Source organism: Streptomyces sp. T12, assembly GCF_028736035.1.
GTDB lineage: Bacteria > Actinomycetota > Actinomycetes > Streptomycetales > Streptomycetaceae > Streptomyces.
Genome location: NZ_CP117866.1, coordinates 407,397 through 425,227 on the forward strand (window position 1 = coordinate 407,397; position 17,831 = coordinate 425,227).

Consider the following 17,831-nt stretch of genomic DNA (forward strand, 5'->3'; position numbering starts at 1 on the left):
AACGCGCGTTGCTCTTCTTGCGCTCGACGGGTGATCCACGCGAAGGTGGCTGTCGCGACCACGACGACCGACGACCTGAGGTGTGGACATGGGCAGTGGTGGGCTGAGCAGGCGCCGATTCGTCGGAACCCTCGCGGGATCGGCCGCCGGCGTGACACTCCCGGCGGCCACGGCGTGCGACGACGCACCCGCCCCCGCGGACACGGCCGACACGGCGACCCCCGAGGCGACCACTCCCGGGACCCGTCCGAGCGCCCAGACCGAGAGCCGCGAGCCGTCCGGCCCGCGCCCCCTCTACCTCGGCACCTACACCTCCGTCGAGGGCGGCGGCACGGGCATCGGCCTCGCCACGTACGACCCGGCGACGGGCCGTATCACCGGCACCGGAACGATCAGCGGCGTCGGCGACCCGTCGTATCTGGCGCTGCACCCGAACGGCCGGACGCTGTACGCGGTCGACGAGCGTGAGGACGGCGCCGTGACCGCCGTCCGCCTCGCCGACCGCAAGGTGCTGGGGAGCCGGAGCACCGGCGGGGCCGCGCCGTGCCATCTGTCCGTGCATCCGAGCGGCCGCTGGCTGCTGAGTGCCAACTACGGCACGGGCAGCGTCGCCGTGCACCCGATCGATCCCTCGGGCGCGCTCGGGGAGCGCACCGACCTGGTCACGCACTCCAGTCCGGCGCCCGGTCCGGGACAGGAGGGCCCGCACGCCCACCAGTTCATCACGAGCCCCGACGGCGGCCATGTGCTCGCCGTGGACCTCGGCACGGACACCGTGTACACCTATCGCCTCGACCGGAAGGCGGGCACGCTCACCGAGGTGGCACGGGCGCAGACCGAGCCGGGTGCGGGCCCGCGTCATCTCACCTTCCACCCGGGCGGCCGGTACGCGTATCTGGCCAACGAGGTCGACAACACCGTCGCGGTGTGCGCGTACGACCCCGGCACGGGCCGGCTGACCGTCGGCGCGGAGCAGTCCACGGGCACGGGCTCGGGCACCAGTTATCCGGCGCAGATCGTCGTGACGCCGAACGGCCGGTACGCCTATCTCGCCAACCGGGGCCACAACAGCCTCGCGCGCTACGCGGTGGAGGCGGACGGCGCCCGGCTCAGGCTGCTCGGCACGGTGCCGGTGTCCGGGGACTTCCCGCGGCAGATCGCCCTCTCGCCGGACGGCTCGCTGCTGTTCGCGGCGAACCAGCGGTCGAGCACCGTCAGCGTCTTCCACGTCGACGAGGGCAGCGGTGAACTGCGGCTCGCCGGCGAGCCGTTCGCGTCACCCGTCGCCGTCTGTGCGCTGCCGCTGTAGGGCGCGGGGGCAGGAGGCGGCGCTGGCCTGGGCGAGCAGGATGTGCATGCGTTCGGTGAGCTGTGCGACGTCGTCGGCGGGCCGGTGGAACGGCAGTCGTACGTCGGCCTGGGCGCGGGCGCGTTCGATCCGCAGCGTCAGTCCGTGCCGGTCGACGGCGAGCGGCTGGACGCGGACCGCGCCGTGCAGACTGTCGGAGTCGACGAGGCGGGTGAGCCGCTCCACGGCGTCCGGGTGGCAGTCGGCGAGGTGGGTGAGCAGCCGGGCCTCGGCGGCGGCCAGCGGGTCGGGCATGGCGGCGGCGAACTCGTCGAGGTCGACGACCACGGCACCGGAGGGCTGCCGCAGCACCACCCGCGTCGCCCGGAACGCCAGTTGGCCCTCCTCGGGGGTGAACCAGCCCGACAGCCAGAGCCGGGCGCGGATCCGTTTGCGTACGGGCACGGGGGCGACGTCGGCGAACTCCAGGACGGCGGCGGGCTCTCCGCGGGGCGCGCAGATCGCCGCCGCGACGAGCGCGCTGTCCTCCGGCACGTCCAGCAGGACGCGGCCGTCCTCGGCCACGGTGTGCGCGCCGACGAGCTCCTCGCGACTGCCCTCCGCGGTCACCGCGCAGGACCACGCGGCGGCGAGCACCGACCGGGCCCGCTCCGCCGCGGAAGGCGCGGCCGTCCACGCTTGGCTGTCACCCATCCCAAACCTCCTTAGGTAAGCCTTGCCTAACCTATCGAAGATCGGGCCGCACGCCAACCGGACCCGCCGATCCTGTGCGATCTCTTTGCACGTGCACGCGGTACGGTGCGCGCGGTCACTCAGGGTGTGATGACGCCCAGCAGGGCGCGGGCGCACAGGTCGCGCACCTGCTCCCGGGAGAGGTCCGAGCCTCTCAGCCACTCCAGGCAGACGGCCGTGGTGAACGCCAGCCAGCCCCGCACGGCGAGCCCGGCATCGGGCCGCAGCTCGAAGACCGGGCCGAACTCGGGGTCCGCCGCCATGGCCGCGAGGATCTGCTTCTCCTGTGCGGCCAGGGCCTGTTGGTAGACCTTGCGCACGGCCTGGTCGCCGGCCGCGTCGGCGCGGTGGAAGGCGCGGAATCCATGCGCGTGGGCTTCGACGTACTCCAGATACGCGTCGAGACCCGCGGCGAGCTGCTCGCGCACCGGGGCTCCGGGCACGGCGGCCGTCATGCGCAGCATGCGCTCGCTCTCCCGCTCGACGACGGCCGCGAAGAATTCCCGCTTGTTCGGAAAGTAGTGGTAGAGCAGCCCGCGTGAGACACCGGCGATCTCGGCGACCTGCTCGATCCACACGTCGTCGTACGGGCTCTCCGAGAACAGCCGCGCCCCGACCGCGAGGAGCTGCTCTCGGCGTTTCTCGGTGCTGAGCCGGCGGCGGGTGCGCTCGCCCTGGTTCGCGGCCATGCCCGCACTTTACTTGACGTGGATTCAACAGCGGGACCAGACTGAGCACGTTATTGAACCCACGTACAAATAGCTCGCATGAACAGCTCAACGTGCCGCTGGATCGAGGGAGATCGCGTCATGGCGGAGACAGTGACCGGGACCGGACTTCCCCACGGGACCGGACTTCCCAAGGGGTTCCGCAGCGCCGAGCAGGGCTGGCCGGAGCTGTCCCGCATACCCCGTCCCCCGCACCGGCTCCCGCTGCTCGGCGACGTGCTCGGCGCCAGCCGGCGTACGCCGCTGCAGGACTCCCTGCGGTACGCCCGTGAGTTGGGGCCGATCTTCCGGCGCAGGGCGTTCAACAGGGAGTTCGTGTTCGTCTGGGGCGCCGGACTCGCGGCCGACATGGCGGACGAGGCGCGCTTCGCCAAGCACGTGGGACTCGGCATAGCCAATCTGCGCCCGGTCGTCGGGGACGGTCTGTTCACGGCGTACAACCACGAGCCGAACTGGCAGCTGGCGCACGACGTCCTGGCGCCGGGGTTCAGCCGGGAGGCCATGGCGGGCTACCACCCGATGATGCTGGCCGTGGCCGACCGGCTCATGGACCACTGGGACCGCGAGGCGGCTGCGGGCCGGGCGGTGGACGTGCCCGGCGACATGACCAAGCTGACCCTGGAGACCATCGCGCGCACCGGGTTCGGGCACGACTTCGGCTCCTTCGAGCGGGCCCGCCCCCATCCCTTCGTGACGGCGATGGTCGGCACGCTCACCTACGCGCAGCGGCTCAACACCGTGCCGACGCCGTTCCTGCTGCGGCGTGCCGCGCGCCGCAACCAGGCCGACATCGCCTACCTCAACCGCACGGTGGACGACCTGGTCCGCGCCCGTACGGCGAGCGGGCCCGGGGACGGGGATCTACTGGACCGGATGCTGCAGACGGTCCACCCGGAGACGGGCGAGCGGCTCTCCGCACGCAATGTCCGCCGTCAGGTGATCACGTTCCTGGTGGCCGGCCACGAGACCACCTCGGGCGCGCTCTCCTTCGCCCTGCACTATCTCTCCCGGCACCCGGACGTCGCCGAGCGCGCCCGTGCCGAGGTGGACCGCGTCTGGGGCGACACGGCGGTGCCCGGCTACGACCAGGTGGCGAGGCTGCGGTATGTGCGCCGGATCCTCGACGAGTCGCTGCGCCTGTGGCCGACGGCGCCCGCCTTCGCCCGGGAGGCGCGCGAGGACACGGTGCTCGGCGGGGTCCATCCGATGCGGCGCGGTGCGTGGGCGCTGGTGCTCACGGCGATGCTGCACCGCGATCCCGAGGTCTGGGGCGCGGACGCCGAGCGGTTCGATCCGGATCGCTTCGATCCGAAGGCCGTACGGACGCGTCCGCCGCACACCTTCAAGCCGTTCGGCACGGGGGCGCGGGCCTGCATCGGGCGCCAGTTCGCGCTGCACGAGGCCACGCTGGTGCTGGGGCTGCTGCTGCGCCGCTACGAGTTCGGGAGCGACCCGGCCTATCGGCTGCGGGTGACGGAGCGGCTGACGTTGATGCCGGAGGGGTTGCGGCTGCGCCTGGAGCGGCGGGCGGCCGGGACTCCGGTTACGGCACAGGCCTCCTCCGGGACCGCCGAGGACGTGCCCTCAGAGCTCCGCTGTCCAGTGCACAGGCCGGCTGACTGAGGCGGGCAACCGCGTGCTCGCGCTGCCCCGGGCCGCGTTCAGCTGGGGCTGGGTCAGGAAGAACGCGCCGGTCAGATCGGCGTCCGTGAGGTCGGTGTCACGCAGGTCGGCGCCGATGAGGTCCGCCCCGCGCAGATCGGCGCCGGTCAGGTCGGCGGCGATGAGGTAGGCACCGCGCAGGTTCGCGCCGCGCAGGTCGGCGCCCTTGAGACGGGCGCCCATCAGGTCCGCGCCCCGGCGGTTCTTCTTACGGCCGCCGATGCCGGCCCGGGCCAGCTCGCTGGTCTTCAGCAGGAGCAGGTTGACGTCCTGGCGGTGCGCGGCCACGTCCAGCGCCGCGAGCTCCTCCGGGGTCTGGCGGGTGAGCTCCTCGGTCCTGTCCAGGATCCGGCACAGATCGGTGTGGAGGGGGCGGGCGGCGGGCAGGGTGAGGGCCTCGGCCAGGTACCAGAGCAGTTCGTGGAGCTGACGGACGACCGGGAAGACGTCGAACATCAGCCGGGCGTGCTCGCGGGAGGCCGTGCGCCAGTCCTTCCCGGCGAAGGTCACCTGCGAGACCTTCTGACCGGCACCGAAGCAGTCGTAGACCGTGCAGCCGGTGAAGCCCTTGTGCCGCAGCCGGGCGTGGATGCCGCAGCGGTGGTCGTCCTGGAGGTTCCGGCAGGGCCTTCCGGCCGGCTTGTCGATCGCGAAGTCGGCGGAGGCGGTGAAGGGCAGCGCGACGCAGCACAGCCCGAAGCATCGCTCGCAGTCGCCGCGCAGTTCGACCAGGTCGGTCAGGTGTTCTTGCATGTCCGCCAGCCTACGACCTGGACGTCATCCAACCTCACCGATGATTTTCCGGCCCTGTGGGGGTCTCCTCATACAACGGAAAACAAGCTCCGCTACCACTGGTACATACGCCGAACAGGCAGGCGCCGTAACGGACTTCAGGGAGACGTCATGTGCAGCCACCAGCCCCCGTGCCCGACCGCCGACAGCCCGGACCATCACACCGCCCTGATCGTGTCGGCCCACCCCGAACAGGGCTGGAGCCTGCTGTGCAACGGCACGATCGTCTTCGACGACACCGGAGAGCTCCTCCCGGACGGGCGGGTGGTGAGCCCGCACCGTACGGTCGGCGTGCTGGCCGTGGCCGCCTGAGCCATCAAGGCGTCAGGCGTCAGACGCCCAGACCGGTCAGGTCCAGGCGCCCGAGACGCTCGGGGTCGGCCAGGATGTACATCTCCGTGATCCGGCCGTCGGCGATGGTGACGGCCATGACCGACATCGGCCGGCCTTCGGGGGCGTTGAGGATCCCGACCGTGCCGTTGACGAGCACGAACCGGATGAACTGCGTGGCTTGCGCCAACTGCCGGAAGAGCATCGCCTGTTCGGCCACCGGCTTCGCCCCGCGCACCACCTTGGACGCCGCCACACCGCCGACCAGCGGCCCGGAGTCGGCCCGCAGCACGACATCGGGGTCGAGGACCGCGAGCAGCGCCTCGAAGTCCCCCGCGCGGGAGGCCGCCATGAAGGCGTCGAGGACCTGCCGCTGTCTGCCGAGGTCGGGCTCGGCGGAGGGCGTGGCACCCCGCACCCGGCGCCGGGCACGGCTGGCCAGCTGGCGGGTCGCGGCCGAGGAGCGTTCCACGATCGGCGCGATGTCGTCGAAGGGCACCGCGAACATGTCGTGCAGTACGAACGCGATCCGCTCGGCGGGCTCCAGTGTCTCCAGCACGACCAGCAGGGCCAGGCCCACCGAGTCGGCCTGGAGCACCTCCTGTTCCGGGTCGATCGTCGACAGCGGTCTGATCACGGGATCCGGGACGAAGGTGTCGTCGAGCGGCTCCTCGTGGCGTCGCGTGCGCGAGCGGAGCATGTCCAGGCAGACCCGGCCGGCCACCGTGGTCAGCCAGCCGCCGAGGTTCTCGATGTCGTCCGCGTCGCTGCGGCTCAGCTTCAGCCAGGCCTCCTGCACGGCGTCCTCCGCCTCGGCCAGCGAGCCGAGCATGCGGTAGGCGACCGCCTTGAGATGGCCGCGGTGCTCCTCGAAGCGGTCCGCCAGCAGTTCCGTGTCGTTCACATTCCCCCCGTTTCGCCCATCAATTGAGCAGGTCTACCGACTGAACAGCTCGAACGCCACGGCCGGCTTCCCGCCGAACCGCTTCCCCGTCGCCTCGGCGTTCGAGGTGAGGAAGCCGCGGGCGTACGTCTGCGGGTCCTGGCTCGTCAACGCCTCGATGTAGGTGCGGTGTTCCAGCAGCGAGCGCACCGCGCGCTCCAGCCCGGCCGTCGCGTCCACCGCGTGCGTGGGCGTACTGGAACCGGCGACGGCGACCCAGCGGACACCGCCCCAGGGCTCCAGGCCCTGCTCGGCGAGCTCCGGGAAGATCCAGCGGTTGCCCGCGTCACCGGCCGCGTCCAGCGTGGCACGGCCGACCGCCACATGGTCCGGGGTGTTCCAGGCGACGCCGCCCCAGGTGTCCCGGTGGTTCAGCGTGATCACCAGCTCGGGCCGGTACCGGCGGATCGCGGCGGCGATGTCGCGGCGCAGGGCGGTGCCGTACTCGATCACGCCGTCCTCGTGGTCGAGGAACTCCACCGCCGACACACCCACGACCGCAGCGCCGGCCCGCTGCTCGCGCTCGCGCAGCGGGCCGCACTTCGCGGGCTCCAGGGTGTCGATGCCGGCCTCGCCACGGGTCGCCAGGACGTACGCCACCTCGCGGCCCCCGTCCGTCCAGCCGGCGATCGCCGCCGAGCAGCCGTACTCGAGGTCGTCCGGGTGTGCGACGACGGCGAGCGCGCGCTGCCAGTCGTCGGGCATGGGTTGGAGCTGAGTGATCGTCGGCTCGGTCATGCCCGCACACTAGCCCGTCACACCGACATCACGCTTCGTCACGGGCGAGCGCGAGCAGCCGGTCCAGGACGCGGGGGCCGCCGGCCCGTACGCCGTCGTGCTCGAACTCGTCGGTGACCCAGGTGCGCAGGCCGCGGATGGCGCGGGCGGTGGCGAGGGAGTGGGCGGTGTCGACGTACATGTCGTCGTGGTAGACGGCCGCCGCGACCGGCACTTCGTTGGCGGCGAGGCGCGCCGGGTCGTACAGGGGCTTCCAGTCGGTGCGGGCGGCGAGGAGTTCGGCGGTCTCGCGCAGCGGGCGCAGGGCCGGGTCGCAGTCGAACATCCAGGGGTGGATGGTCTCGCCGGTGAACAGCAGCGGCCCGTCCCCCGCGAGCGTCTTGGCCGCGTCGAACTGCGGGAACTCGGCGCGCACGCGCTCGGCGGACCAGGCGGTGGGGCGCGCGTCCTGGCCGTAGATCGCCTCGTGCACGAGGGCGTACAGCGGGTGGCTCGCGTACGACAGCAGGCCCTGGACCTCCTCCTGGAAGGCGTCCGAGAGGGCCGGGCCCTGCGGGGTGCGCACGAAGGCGTGCTCCAGCAGGTAGTGCAGGCGGTGGCTGCCCTCGCTGCCGCCGAGGACGATGCCGAGGGACTGGAAGGCCTCGGCGGTCAGGCGGTAGCCGTTCGGCAGGACCACGTCGCCTGCGAGGAGATGGTCGGCGATACGGCGGGCGCGCTCGACGTCCTGCGGGTAGCGGGCGTAGTGCGCGCCGACCTTGCGCTCGATGCGGGGGTAGGCCGCGCGGTAGACGTCGTCGGCGTGCGCGTCGAGGGAGGGCAGGCCGCCGGTGATGACGGCGGCGGTCAGGCCCTCCGGGGCGGTGGAGAGGTAGTTGACCGTGCAGAAGCCGCCGAAGCTCTGGCCGAGGACGGTCCAGGGGGCGCCGCCGGTCACCTCCCGGCGGATCGCCTCGCAGTCTCGGACGATCGAGTCGGCGCGGAAGTGCGTGAGGTAGTCGGCCTGTTCGGCGGGGCCGCCGCGCAGCGGGAGGGTCTGGCGGTTGGCGGGCGTGGAGTGGCCGGTGCCGCGCTGGTCGAGGAGCAGGACGCGGTACTCCTTGAGGGCGCGGCCGAGCCAGGCGCCCTTGCCGACGAAGCGGTTCGCGCCGAAGCCGGGGCCGCCCTGGAGGTAGACCAGCCAGGGCAGCTCCTGGTGTGCCTTGTCGCCGGCGACGACCTCGCGGGCGTAGAGCTCGATCGTCTCGCCGTTCGGGGCGTCGTGGTCGAGGGGCACGGTGAAGTGGCGGTCGGTGAGGACGACGCCGGGCTGGCGGTAGCTGACGGTCAACAGGGCTCCCGGGACGGAGGGTTTTCGGGCCGCGTCCCAGTTCAGCACATGTTCGTCCGCCGACCGAGCCCCGGGATCATGAAATCGTACTGAACGGCGGATCAGCGGGCCGAGAGACTGGACCGCCGGACCACCAGCTCCGGCTGGAGGACGACCCGCCGGTGCTCGTGCTTCCTCGTCGCGGTCTCCTCCTCCGTCTCCTCCAGCAGGATCTCCGCCGCGAGAGTGCCCATGGTGACCGCGGGCTGCCGTACGGAGGTGAGGGGCACGGCCGCGGCGGCCGCGAACTCGATGTCGTCGTAGCCGACGATCGCGAGGTCGTCGGGGACGCCGACGCCCGCGGCGTACATGGCCTGCAGGACGCCGAGGGCGAGCAGGTCGTTGGCGCAGAAGACGGCGGTCGGGCGCTCGGCGAGGCCGAGCAGGCGGGCGCCGGCGTCCCGGCCGGCGGCGACGTCGAGCCGCTCGGTGGGCAGCTCGCGCAGGTGCTCGGGGCCGAGGCCGGCCTCCTGAAGCGCGTGCAGGGCGCCGGTGCGGCGGTCGCGGACCTGGTTGAGGCCGGGCGGGCCGCTGACGTACGCGATGGAGCGGTGCCCGGCGTCGACGAGATGGCGTACGGCGAGGGCGCCGCCCGCGACGTCGTCGACGGAGACCGAGCACTCGGTGGTGCCCTCGGCGACCCGGTCGACGAGGACGAAGGGGATGTTGTGCCGCCGGAACGTCTCGATGTTGCGGCCGGTGGCGTCGGCCGGGGTGAGCAGGACACCGCGCACCCGCTGCTCGGCGAAGAGCGACAGGTACTCGGCCTCCTCGCTCGCGCTCTGTGCGCTGTTGCAGACCATCACGCCGAGCCCGGCCTCACGCGCGGCCCGCTCGGCGCCGCGCGCCACGTCGACGAAGAAGGGGTTGCCCATGTCGAGGACGAGCAACCCCATGATCCGGCTGCGGCCCGCGCGCAGCTGGCGCGCGGACTCGCTGCGGACATAGCCCAGCCGGTCTATCGCGGACTGCACCCGCGCCCGGGTCTCGGTCGCGACCGTGTCCGGACGGTTGATGACGTTCGAGACCGTGCCGACGGAGACTCCGGCGGCGCGGGCGACGTCCTTGATACCCACCGACTGGGTCATCGGGCAGGGACCTCCAGTAAGACGCGACAAGACGTGGGGCGGCGGGAAGGCACATTACCGTCAAGCCGCCCACAACAGCTGTGGTCAGGCGGGCAGGCGGAAGTTGAGGTTGCGCAGCGCCGAGGGCGTCGTACCGCTGGACTTCTCCTGGTACATGATCGACAGGAAGTTGTCCTGTGCGATGCGCGTCTCATCGATGACGACCTCGCCGAAGGCGTTCAGCCCGGCCGTGACGCCGTCGTACAGGACCGACCAGTCCGTGTAACCGGAGGCCTTGGAGGCCCCGGCGATCCGGCAGAACGGGAAGATCGCGTACGCGTTGTCGTACTTGTCCAGGATCAGCTTGGTGCGCTGACTGGAGTTCAGCGGGACCGGTATCTCGGTCTTCTGCCAGGCGCCGGAGGAGTTCTTGCGGACGTGGAAGGCGCGGCCGTTGGCCGTGCGGTCGGCGACGTAGTTCGTGGTGCACTGGCCGAAGCGGCCCGGCACGTAACTGATGATCGCGTGCGGCAGGCCCGCGGAGTCGGTGAACTGGCTCTCCTGGTTCATCAGGGAGTGGTCCGGGTTGAGCGCGTCGATCACCAGGCCGCTGTCGGTGACGGCGACCTTGTCGGAGCCGCCGGTGGTGCCGACGACGGTGCCGGCGTTGTTGCGCCAGGTGCGGCCGCGGTCGTCGGAGTAGACGTAGCCGGTGTCGTGGTTGGTGATGCCGCCGCCGTTGCACATCACGGCGCCGTTCTGCTCGCGCCAGGTGAAGAAGGAGTGCAGTCGGCCGTTCTTGTCGTAGTCGATGCCGTGCAGGTACATGTTGCGAGCGGTCGACGAGCCGTGCTCGCTGGTGTACGTCCCGGTGGAGCTGCTCCACTCACCCAGGTTGGTCCAGGTCGAACCGTCGTACTCGGCGAGGGCGTTGCGCCCGTTGCCGGAGATGGCGACCCGGTAGCTGAGCTGCAGCTTGCCGTCGGGGGTGGAGATGAACTGCGGGTAGGTGAACTGCGAGGTGAGCGCGAGGCCGTCGAGGGTGGACTGCGGGGCACCGAAGCGGCTCGCGGTCCAGCTCAGGCCCGCGGGGTTGTCCACCAGCCCCGCGACCGACTTGACGTAGGTGAAGCCGTCGCTGTGCGAGTCCATGTTGAGGTGCAGGCGGCCGTCGACCTTGGACACGCCCATGGAGATGACGTTGTGGGAGTCGTTGTAGCGGAGCGTGTGCCCGACCTTGACCGTGGACCAGGTGCTGGAGCCGAGCACGCGGCGGCCGACGACGGCGTTGCGGTCGGCCGTGTACCAGACGGCGTACTGGTAGCCCTTGTAGGTCAGCAGGCCGTTCTTCTGGAACGAGTTGTTGTTGACCAGACCGTCGTACGACACGAAGAAGATGGCCTGCGTGTCGAGTGTGGTGGTGCCGGTCAGGGTGAGGGACGGGCCGGGGTCGGCGGCACGGGCGGTTCCGGACGCGAGGGCGGGGGTCATGACGGCTCCAGCGAGGGCGGCGCCCAGCAGCGTACGTCTCTTCATCTCGGGGGACTCCGTTGTCGGCGAGGTGCGGGAGGGGAACAGGGTGGGGACGGGTCCTGCGGGGTGTGGTCAGGCGAGGTGGAACACCTCGGTGAGCGGTTTCATGGCCTCGTCAGGCCGGGCGCCGTCCAACGACTCGAAGAACGGCGCCATCTCCGCCTGCCAGCGGGCGTTGACGTCGGTGGCTTCCATACCGGCTACGGCGGCCGCGAAGTCCTCGGTCTCCAGGTAGCCGACGAGCAGTCCGTCCTCGCGCAGGAAGAGCGAGTAGTTGTGCCAGCCGGTGGCCGAGAGCGCTTGGAGCATCTCGGGCCACACGGCGGCATGCCGCTCGCGGTACTCCTCGAGGCGCTCCGCCCGGACCTTCAGCAGGAAGCACACGCGTTGCATCAACAACCCTCCGGATCTCAGAAGTTGAACTGGTCGATGTTCTTCGCGTCGAAGACGGTCGGCTTGCCGAGGCTGATCACGCCGTCCTTGCCGATGGTGTACGTGGTGTCGCCGGCCTTGAAGGTCTCGCCCTCCTTGCCGGTGATCTGGCCGGAGACCAGGGCGACGGCGGCGCGGGCGGCCAGGTCGCCGAGCTTCGCCGGGTCCCACAGCTCGAAGCCCTCGACCGTGCCGTTCTTGACGTACTTGCGCATGTCGTTCGGGGTGCCGAGGCCGGTCAGCTTGACCTTGCCCTTGTACTTGGAGCCCGACAGGTACTGGGCGGCGGCCTTGATGCCGACGGTGGTCGGGGAGATGATCCCCTTCAGGTTCGGGTACTCCTGGAGCAGGCCCTGGGTCTGCTGGAAGGACTTCTGGGCGTCGTCGTCACCGTAGGCGACCTTGACGAGCTTGATGTCCTTGTACTTGGGGTCCTTGAGCTCCTGCTTCATGAAGTCGATCCAGATGTTCTGGTTCGTCGCGGTCTGCGCGGCGGACAGGATCGCGATCTCGCCCTTGTAGCCGATCTGCTCGGCGAGCAGCTGCACCTCGGTGCGGCCGAGGTCCTCGGCGGATGCCTGCGAGACGAAGGCGTTGCGGCAGTCGGCGGTGGTGTCGGAGTCGTAGGTGACGACCTTGATGCCGTTCTTCATGGCCTGCTTCAGCGCGGTGCACAGGGCGCCCGGGTCCTGCGCGGAGACGGCCATCGCGTCGACCTGCTGCTGGGTGAGCGTGTTGACGTAGGAGACCTGGCCGGCGGTGTCGGTGGCGCTGGACGGGCCGACCTCCTTGTAGCTGGAGCCCAGCTCCTTCAGGGCCGCCTCGCCGCCCTTGTCCGCGGAGGTGAAGTACGGGTTGTTGACCTGCTTGGGCAGGAAGCCGACGGTCAGCCCCTTCTTCAGCTCGGCGTTCGGGTCGGCCTTCCCGGCGGAGGCGGCCGAGGCGCCCTCGCTCTTGACGTCCTCCTTGGTGGTACCGCCGCAGGCGGTGGCGGCCAGGGCGAACGAGGTGACGGCGGCGAGGGCCGCGCAGGTACGGCGGAGGGATGACTTGCGCATGACGAAGGTCCTTTACGAGGAAGGGCTGAGTTACGAGGCCGGAGTCGAGGCGGCTTTGCGGCCCGCCCTCGCTACGGAGATCTGCCGTGCGACCCGGGGGCCGAGCACGGAGAGGACCAGCAGGACGCCGGTGACGACGATCTGCGACTGGGCGGAGACGTCCTGGAGGCTCATCACGTTCTGCAGCGCGCCGAGCAGGAAGACTCCCGCGATCGCGCCGCCGAGCGTGCCCTTGCCGCCGTCGAAGTCGATGCCGCCCAGCAAGACGGCTGCCACGACGGAGAGTTCGAGCCCCGTGGCGTTGTCGTAGCGGGCGCTGGCGAAGTGCAGCGCCCAGAAGATCCCGGTGAGCGAGGCCATCAGGCCCGTCACCGTGAACAGGATCAGCTTCTGCCGCTTGACCCGGATACCGGCGAACCTCGCGGCCTCCTCGCTCGCGCCGGTCGCGAAGACCGACCGCCCGAACGGGGTGGCGTGCAGGACGATCACGGCGATCGCGAGGAGCACCAGGAAGGGCAGGAAGGCGTACGGGATGAAGGTGTCGCCGATGTGTCCGGAGGCGAAGTCGAGGTACTGCGTGGGGAAGTCGGTCACCGCGTCGGAGCCGAGGATGATCTGTGCGATGCCGCGGTAGGCGGCGAGGGTGCCGATGGTGACGGCGAGCGACGGGAGCCCCAGCTTGGTCACCAGAAGGCCGTTGATCAGTCCGCAGACCACGCCGAGCGCCAGACAGATCGGAATGATCGTCTCGATCGCCATGCCCTGGTTCCACAGGACACCCATGACCGAGCCCGACAGACCGGCTGTGGAGGCGACCGAGAGATCGATCTCGCCCGAGACGACCAGGAGCGTCATGGGCAGGGCGATCATTGCGATCGGAAGGGTGTTTCCGATCAGGAACGACAGGTTGAGAGCGTTCCCGAAACCATCGACCGTTCCGAAGGACAGCAGGAGCACGACGATCAGAAGCGCACCGACGACCGTGTCCCAGCGGATCGCTCGGCTCAGCGAGAAGTCAGCCATGGCGGGCGTTCCTCTTCTTCAGGGCGGTGGCCACGCGCAGCGCGACGATCCGGTCGACCGCGATGGCGAGGATGAGCAGGATGCCGTTGATGGCGAGCACCCAGACGGAGCTGACGCCGAGGGCGGGCAGCACGCTGTTGATGGAGGTCAGCAGCAGCGCGCCGAGCGCCGCGCCGTAGACGCTGCCGGAGCCGCCGGTGAAGACGACACCACCGACCACGACCGCGCTGACGACGGTGAGTTCGTAGCCGCTGCCCGTGCTGGAGTCGACGTTGCCGAACCGGGCCAGGTACATGGCGCCCGCGAGTCCGGCCAGCGCACCGCAGAAGGTGTACGCGGCGAGGATCCGCTTGCGCACCGGGATGCCGGCGAGGCGGGCGGCCTCCGGGTTGGAGCCGAGCGCGTACAGCTCGCGTCCGCTGCCGAAGTGCTTGAGGTAGTACGCGGTCGCCACCAGGACGGCGACGGCGATCAGCGCCAGCCACGGCACCGCGGAGATGCCGCCGGAGCCGAAGTCGACGAAGCCGTCCGGGAGGTCGGCCGCCGTGATCTGCCGGGCGCCGACCCAGATCGAGTCGATGCCGCGGATGATGTACAGCGTGCCCAGGGTGACGACGAGCGCGGGCACCTGGCCGAGGCTGACGAGCAGGCCGTTCAGCAGGCCGAAGCCGATGCCCATCAGGACCGCCAGGAGTACGGCGACGACCGGGTTCCCGCCGCCCTGGAGATACGTACCGGCGGCGAAGGCGCTGATGCCGAGGGTGGAGCCGACCGACAGGTCGACGTTCCTCGTGATCACCACCAGGGACTGGCCGGTGGCGACCAGGACGAGGATCGTCGCGTTCAGGAGCAGGTCCTTGATGCCCTGCTCGGTGAGGAACTCGCTGTTGCCGAGCTGGGTGACGACGATCATCACCACGAAGACGACCAGGATGGCGAGTTCGCGCATCTTGAAGACGCGGTCGACCAGGCGGGTGCCGCTGGACTTCGGTACGTCGGTGACAGGGGCCTCCTTGGGAGTGATCACCGTCATGCGGCGGCCCTCCCGGTTGCTGCGGCCATCACGGTTTCCTCGGTGGCGTCGGAGCGCGGGATCTCGGCGGTCAGGCGGCCCTCGTGCATCACGAGCACGCGGTCGGCCATGCCGAGGATCTCGGGCAGGTCGGAGGAGATCATCAGGACGGCCACGCCGTCGGCGGCGAGCTCGCTGAGCAGCCGGTGCACCTCGGCCTTGGTGCCGACGTCGATGCCCCGGGTGGGTTCGTCGACGATCAGTACCTTGGGGCCGGTGGCGAGCCACTTGGCGAGGACGACCTTCTGCTGGTTGCCGCCGGACAGGGTGTTCACCGTGTCGGCGATCCGGGCGTACTTCACCTGGAGCTTGACGGCCCAGTCGAGGGACCGGCTGCGTTCGGCGCCGCGGTCCATCAACCCCGCCTTGACGGTCGTACGAAGTCCCGTGAGGCCGATGTTGCGCTCGATGGACATGTCCATCACCAGACCCTGGGCGCGCCGGTCCTCGGGGACGAGGGCGAGGCCGGACGCCATGGCGGTGGACGGGGCGCCGTTGGTCAGGGCCTTGCCGTCGACGCAGACCTCGCCGGCGTCCCAGCGGTCGATGCCGAAGACGGCCCGCGCGACTTCGGTGCGCCCCGCGCCGACGAGCCCGGCGAGGCCGACGATCTCACCGCGTCGTACGTCGAAGGAGACGTCGGTGAAGACGCCCTCACGGGTCAGCCGGCGCACGCTCAGGGCGACCTCGCCCGGCTTCACGTCCTGCTTGGGGTACAGCTCGTCGAGGTCGCGGCCGACCATCCGGCGTACGAGGTCGTCCTCGGTCATGCCGTCCAGCGGCTCGCTGGCGATCCAGGCGCCGTCGCGCAGGGTCGTGACCCGCCGGCAGATCTGGAAGATCTCCTCCAGCCGGTGGGAGATGAAGAGGACGGCGGCGCCCTGTTCGCGCAGGGCGCGGACGACCCCGAAGAGGCGGGCGACCTCGCTGCCGGTGAGGGCGGCGGTCGGCTCGTCCATGATCAGGACGCGGGCGTCGAAGGAGAGCGCCTTGGCGATCTCGACGATCTGCTGGTCGGCGATGGACAGGCCGCGCGCGGGGCGGTCGGGGTCGAGCTCGACGCCGAGGCGCTGCATCAGGGCCAGGGTCGCGGCGTGCGTGGCCTTGTGGTCGATCCGGCCGAGCGCGCGCTGCGGCTGGCGGCCCATGAAGATGTTCTCGGCGATCGACAGGTCGGGGAAGAGAGTCGGCTCCTGGTAGATCACGGCGATCCCGGCGTCGCGGGCGTCACCGGGGCCGTGGAAGACGACGGGCGCACCGTCGAGCAGCACCTGGCCCGCGTCGGGCCGGTGTACGCCGGCGAGCGTCTTGATGAGGGTCGACTTGCCCGCGCCGTTCTCACCGGCGAGGGCGTGCACCTCCCCGGGGAACAGCTCCAGGGAGACGTCCCGCAGGGCGCGGACCGCGCCGAAGGACTTGGAGATGTCCTTGAGCGCCAGAACCGGGGCCGGACCCGTTTTGGACGGGTGGGTCATGGGGGCTCCTCGACGACGCCGGCGGGACGGCCCTCTCGGCGTCGTGAAAGGTTTCAACTTGGTTGCCGGGACGTTAGGCACGGAGCGCATGTCACGTCAATGGGTCCGTGTCGAAAAAGTTTCGATGAATGAAGGTCACGGCCGAGTCACGAGAAGAACCCTTGGCCGTGGGGCTTGACACCCCTTCGAGGGACTCATACGTTCCCGTCTTGAATCGTTTCACAGCGAAGCCGTTCAGAAGTCCTTCCGACCCGACGTCACAGGAGCCCTCAAAGTGACCGAGCTCGCCGCGGTGAAGGCCGCACTCAAGACCCAGGCAGTCGAAACGCCGTCGTGGGCGTACGGGAACTCGGGGACGCGGTTCAAGGTGTTCGCCCAGCAGGGCGTTCCGCGTACGCCGTGGGAGAAGCTGGACGACGCCGCTCAGGTGCACGCGTTCACGGGTGTCGCGCCGACCGTTGCCCTGCACATTCCGTGGGACAAGGTCGACGACTACGCGGCGCTGGCCAAGCACGCCGAAGAGCGTGGCGTGAAGCTGGGCGCGATCAACTCCAACACCTTCCAGGACGACGACTACAAGCTGGGCAGCATCTGCCATCCCGACGCGGTGGTGCGGCGCAAGGCCGTGGACCATCTGCTGGAGTGCGTCGACATCATGGACGCCACGGGGTCGCGGGATCTGAAGCTGTGGTTCGCGGACGGCACGAACTACCCCGGGCAGGACGACATCCGGGCTCGGCAGGACCGGCTGGCCGAGGGCCTCTCGCAGGTGTACGAGCGGCTGGGCGAAGGGCAGCGGATGCTGCTGGAGTACAAGTTCTTCGAGCCGGCGTTCTACACGACGGACGTGCCGGACTGGGGGACGGCGTATGCGCACTGCCTGAAGCTCGGGGAGAAGGCCCAGGTCGTGGTCGACACCGGGCACCACGCGCCCGGGACCAACATCGAGTTCATCGTCGCGACGCTGCTGCGGGAGGGGAAGCTCGGAGGGTTCGACTTCAACTCCCGGTTCTATGCGGATGACGACCTGATGGTGGGCGCCGCGGACCCGTTCCAGCTGTTCCGGATCATGTACGAGGTCGTGCGTGGGGGTGGGTTCTCTCCCGAGGTCGCGTTCATGCTCGACCAGTGCCACAACATCGAGGCGAAGATCCCGGCGATCATCCGGTCGGTGATGAACGTGCAGGAGGCCACGGCGAAGGCGCTCCTCGTGGACGGGGACGCGCTGAGTGCTGCCCAGCAGGCCGGGGATGTGCTCAGTGCGAATGCCGTGGTGATGGACGCGTACAACACGGATGTGCGGCCGTTGCTTGCCGAGGTGCGGGAGGAGATGGGGCTCGACGCCGACCCCATTGCTGCGTACCGCCGGTCCGGGTGGGCCGAGAAGATCGTGGCTGAGCGGGTCGGTGGGGAGCAGGCCGGTTGGGGGGCCTGATTGCCGGGTCTCGTCTGCCGAATTCGATTCGTTGCAGGCTGCGGGCCATATGTGGCTGGTCGCGCCCGCGCGGCGGTAGCCGCAAATTCAACACAGCCCCGCGCCCCTGGAGGGGCGCTGCCCGTCCCCTCTT

General features: G+C 70.3%; 17 protein-coding genes. 4 read left to right on the top strand and 13 right to left on the bottom strand.

Annotation, left to right across the window (positions count from 1 at the left end):
* The first annotated feature begins 88 nt into the window (after window positions 1-88).
* Window positions 89-1,309: a lactonase family protein gene (locus tag PBV52_RS01865; RefSeq protein WP_274236491.1), complete on the top strand. Its 1,221-nt coding sequence runs from the start codon at window positions 89-91 to the stop codon at window positions 1,307-1,309.
* On the opposite strand, the gene PBV52_RS01870 is transcribed toward PBV52_RS01865, so the two are convergent.
* Both PBV52_RS01870 and PBV52_RS01875 read right to left on the bottom strand, forming a co-directional pair.
* Window positions 1,277-2,002 carry a DUF2470 domain-containing protein gene (locus tag PBV52_RS01870; protein ID WP_274236492.1) on the bottom strand — a complete coding sequence of 242 codons (726 nt, stop codon included), beginning with the start codon at window positions 2,000-2,002 and terminating at the stop codon, window positions 1,277-1,279. The genes PBV52_RS01865 and PBV52_RS01870 overlap by 33 nt on opposite strands.
* Before the next feature lie 119 nt (window positions 2,003-2,121).
* Window positions 2,122-2,730 (bottom strand): TetR/AcrR family transcriptional regulator, encoded by a 609-nt coding sequence (locus PBV52_RS01875; protein WP_274236493.1) that lies wholly within the window; start codon window positions 2,728-2,730, stop codon window positions 2,122-2,124.
* A gap of 120 nt (window positions 2,731-2,850) precedes the next feature.
* Between PBV52_RS01875 and PBV52_RS01880 the strand changes: the two genes are divergently transcribed.
* The gene (locus tag PBV52_RS01880) at window positions 2,851-4,392 is read left to right on the top strand and encodes a cytochrome P450 (RefSeq protein WP_274236494.1); all 1,542 of its coding nucleotides are present in this window, start codon (window positions 2,851-2,853) and stop codon (window positions 4,390-4,392) included.
* Here the strand turns inward: PBV52_RS01880 and PBV52_RS01885 are convergent.
* Window positions 4,354-5,184: a pentapeptide repeat-containing protein gene (locus PBV52_RS01885; RefSeq protein WP_274236495.1), complete on the bottom strand. Its 831-nt coding sequence runs from the start codon at window positions 5,182-5,184 to the stop codon at window positions 4,354-4,356. The genes PBV52_RS01880 and PBV52_RS01885 overlap by 39 nt on opposite strands.
* Window positions 5,185-5,334: 150 nt before the next feature.
* On the opposite strand from PBV52_RS01885, the gene PBV52_RS01890 reads away from it, so the two are divergent.
* On the top strand, window positions 5,335-5,535 hold the full coding sequence (locus PBV52_RS01890; RefSeq protein ID WP_274236496.1) for a DUF5999 family protein: 201 nt from the start codon (window positions 5,335-5,337) through the stop codon (window positions 5,533-5,535).
* Window positions 5,536-5,554: 19 nt separating this feature from the next.
* On the opposite strand, the gene sigJ is transcribed toward PBV52_RS01890, so the two are convergent.
* From sigJ to PBV52_RS01940, 10 genes are all read right to left on the bottom strand, one after another.
* Window positions 5,555-6,457: an RNA polymerase sigma factor SigJ gene (gene sigJ / locus PBV52_RS01895; RefSeq protein WP_274236498.1), complete on the bottom strand. Its 903-nt coding sequence runs from the start codon at window positions 6,455-6,457 to the stop codon at window positions 5,555-5,557.
* 33 nt (window positions 6,458-6,490) lie between these two features.
* Window positions 6,491-7,234: a PIG-L deacetylase family protein gene (locus tag PBV52_RS01900; RefSeq protein ID WP_274236499.1), complete on the bottom strand. Its 744-nt coding sequence runs from the start codon at window positions 7,232-7,234 to the stop codon at window positions 6,491-6,493.
* Window positions 7,235-7,262: 28 nt separating this feature from the next.
* Window positions 7,263-8,564, bottom strand: coding sequence for an alpha/beta fold hydrolase (locus tag PBV52_RS01905; protein WP_274236500.1), 1,302 nt, complete (start codon window positions 8,562-8,564; stop codon window positions 7,263-7,265).
* Window positions 8,565-8,665: 101 nt separating this feature from the next.
* Complete coding sequence (locus PBV52_RS01910; protein ID WP_274236501.1) at window positions 8,666-9,691, bottom strand: LacI family DNA-binding transcriptional regulator; 1,026 nt, start codon at window positions 9,689-9,691, stop codon at window positions 8,666-8,668.
* A gap of 84 nt (window positions 9,692-9,775) precedes the next feature.
* The gene (locus PBV52_RS01915; protein ID WP_274236502.1) at window positions 9,776-11,206 is read right to left on the bottom strand and encodes a BNR repeat-containing protein; all 1,431 of its coding nucleotides are present in this window, start codon (window positions 11,204-11,206) and stop codon (window positions 9,776-9,778) included.
* 69 nt (window positions 11,207-11,275) lie between these two features.
* Entirely contained in the window at window positions 11,276-11,596 is a 321-nt protein-coding gene (locus PBV52_RS01920; RefSeq protein WP_274236503.1) for an L-rhamnose mutarotase, read from the bottom strand.
* Window positions 11,597-11,613: 17 nt separating this feature from the next.
* Window positions 11,614-12,693 (bottom strand): rhamnose ABC transporter substrate-binding protein, encoded by a 1,080-nt coding sequence (gene rhaS, locus PBV52_RS01925; protein ID WP_274236504.1) that lies wholly within the window; start codon window positions 12,691-12,693, stop codon window positions 11,614-11,616.
* A 30-nt stretch (window positions 12,694-12,723) separates the two neighbouring features.
* A complete protein-coding gene (locus PBV52_RS01930; protein ID WP_274236505.1) occupies window positions 12,724-13,716 on the bottom strand; it encodes an ABC transporter permease in 993 nt (330 codons plus the stop codon).
* Window positions 13,709-14,749 carry an ABC transporter permease gene (locus PBV52_RS01935; protein ID WP_274236506.1) on the bottom strand — a complete coding sequence of 347 codons (1,041 nt, stop codon included), beginning with the start codon at window positions 14,747-14,749 and terminating at the stop codon, window positions 13,709-13,711. The genes PBV52_RS01930 and PBV52_RS01935 overlap by 8 nt, the downstream gene beginning before the upstream one ends.
* The gene (locus PBV52_RS01940) at window positions 14,746-16,263 is read right to left on the bottom strand and encodes a sugar ABC transporter ATP-binding protein (RefSeq protein WP_274236507.1); all 1,518 of its coding nucleotides are present in this window, start codon (window positions 16,261-16,263) and stop codon (window positions 14,746-14,748) included. Before PBV52_RS01940 ends, PBV52_RS01935 begins: the two co-directional genes overlap by 4 nt.
* Before the next feature lie 274 nt (window positions 16,264-16,537).
* Here PBV52_RS01940 and rhaI point away from each other — a divergent pair, with 274 nt between their 5' ends.
* Window positions 16,538-17,698, top strand: coding sequence for an L-rhamnose isomerase (rhaI, locus tag PBV52_RS01945; RefSeq protein WP_274236508.1), 1,161 nt, complete (start codon window positions 16,538-16,540; stop codon window positions 17,696-17,698).
* The last annotated feature ends 133 nt before the right edge of the window (window positions 17,699-17,831 follow it).

Excerpts from the sequence above, each read along its gene's own strand:
- PBV52_RS01865 (WP_274236491.1), top strand. The coding sequence starts at position 89 with ATGGGCAGTGGTGGGCTGAGCAGGCGCCGATTCGTCGGAACCCTCGCG.
- PBV52_RS01870 (WP_274236492.1), bottom strand. The coding sequence starts at position 2,002 with ATGGGTGACAGCCAAGCGTGGACGGCCGCGCCTTCCGCGGCGGAGCGG.
- PBV52_RS01875 (WP_274236493.1), bottom strand. The coding sequence starts at position 2,730 with ATGGCCGCGAACCAGGGCGAGCGCACCCGCCGCCGGCTCAGCACCGAG.
- PBV52_RS01880 (WP_274236494.1), top strand. The coding sequence starts at position 2,851 with ATGGCGGAGACAGTGACCGGGACCGGACTTCCCCACGGGACCGGACTT.
- PBV52_RS01885 (WP_274236495.1), bottom strand. The coding sequence starts at position 5,184 with ATGCAAGAACACCTGACCGACCTGGTCGAACTGCGCGGCGACTGCGAG.
- PBV52_RS01890 (WP_274236496.1), top strand. The coding sequence starts at position 5,335 with ATGTGCAGCCACCAGCCCCCGTGCCCGACCGCCGACAGCCCGGACCAT.
- PBV52_RS01900 (WP_274236499.1), bottom strand. The coding sequence starts at position 7,234 with ATGACCGAGCCGACGATCACTCAGCTCCAACCCATGCCCGACGACTGG.
- PBV52_RS01910 (WP_274236501.1), bottom strand. The coding sequence starts at position 9,691 with ATGACCCAGTCGGTGGGTATCAAGGACGTCGCCCGCGCCGCCGGAGTC.
- PBV52_RS01915 (WP_274236502.1), bottom strand. The coding sequence starts at position 11,206 with ATGAAGAGACGTACGCTGCTGGGCGCCGCCCTCGCTGGAGCCGTCATG.
- PBV52_RS01920 (WP_274236503.1), bottom strand. The coding sequence starts at position 11,596 with ATGCAACGCGTGTGCTTCCTGCTGAAGGTCCGGGCGGAGCGCCTCGAG.
- rhaS (WP_274236504.1), bottom strand. The coding sequence starts at position 12,693 with ATGCGCAAGTCATCCCTCCGCCGTACCTGCGCGGCCCTCGCCGCCGTC.
- PBV52_RS01930 (WP_274236505.1), bottom strand. The coding sequence starts at position 13,716 with ATGGCTGACTTCTCGCTGAGCCGAGCGATCCGCTGGGACACGGTCGTC.
- PBV52_RS01935 (WP_274236506.1), bottom strand. The coding sequence starts at position 14,749 with ATGACGGTGATCACTCCCAAGGAGGCCCCTGTCACCGACGTACCGAAG.
- PBV52_RS01940 (WP_274236507.1), bottom strand. The coding sequence starts at position 16,263 with ATGACCCACCCGTCCAAAACGGGTCCGGCCCCGGTTCTGGCGCTCAAG.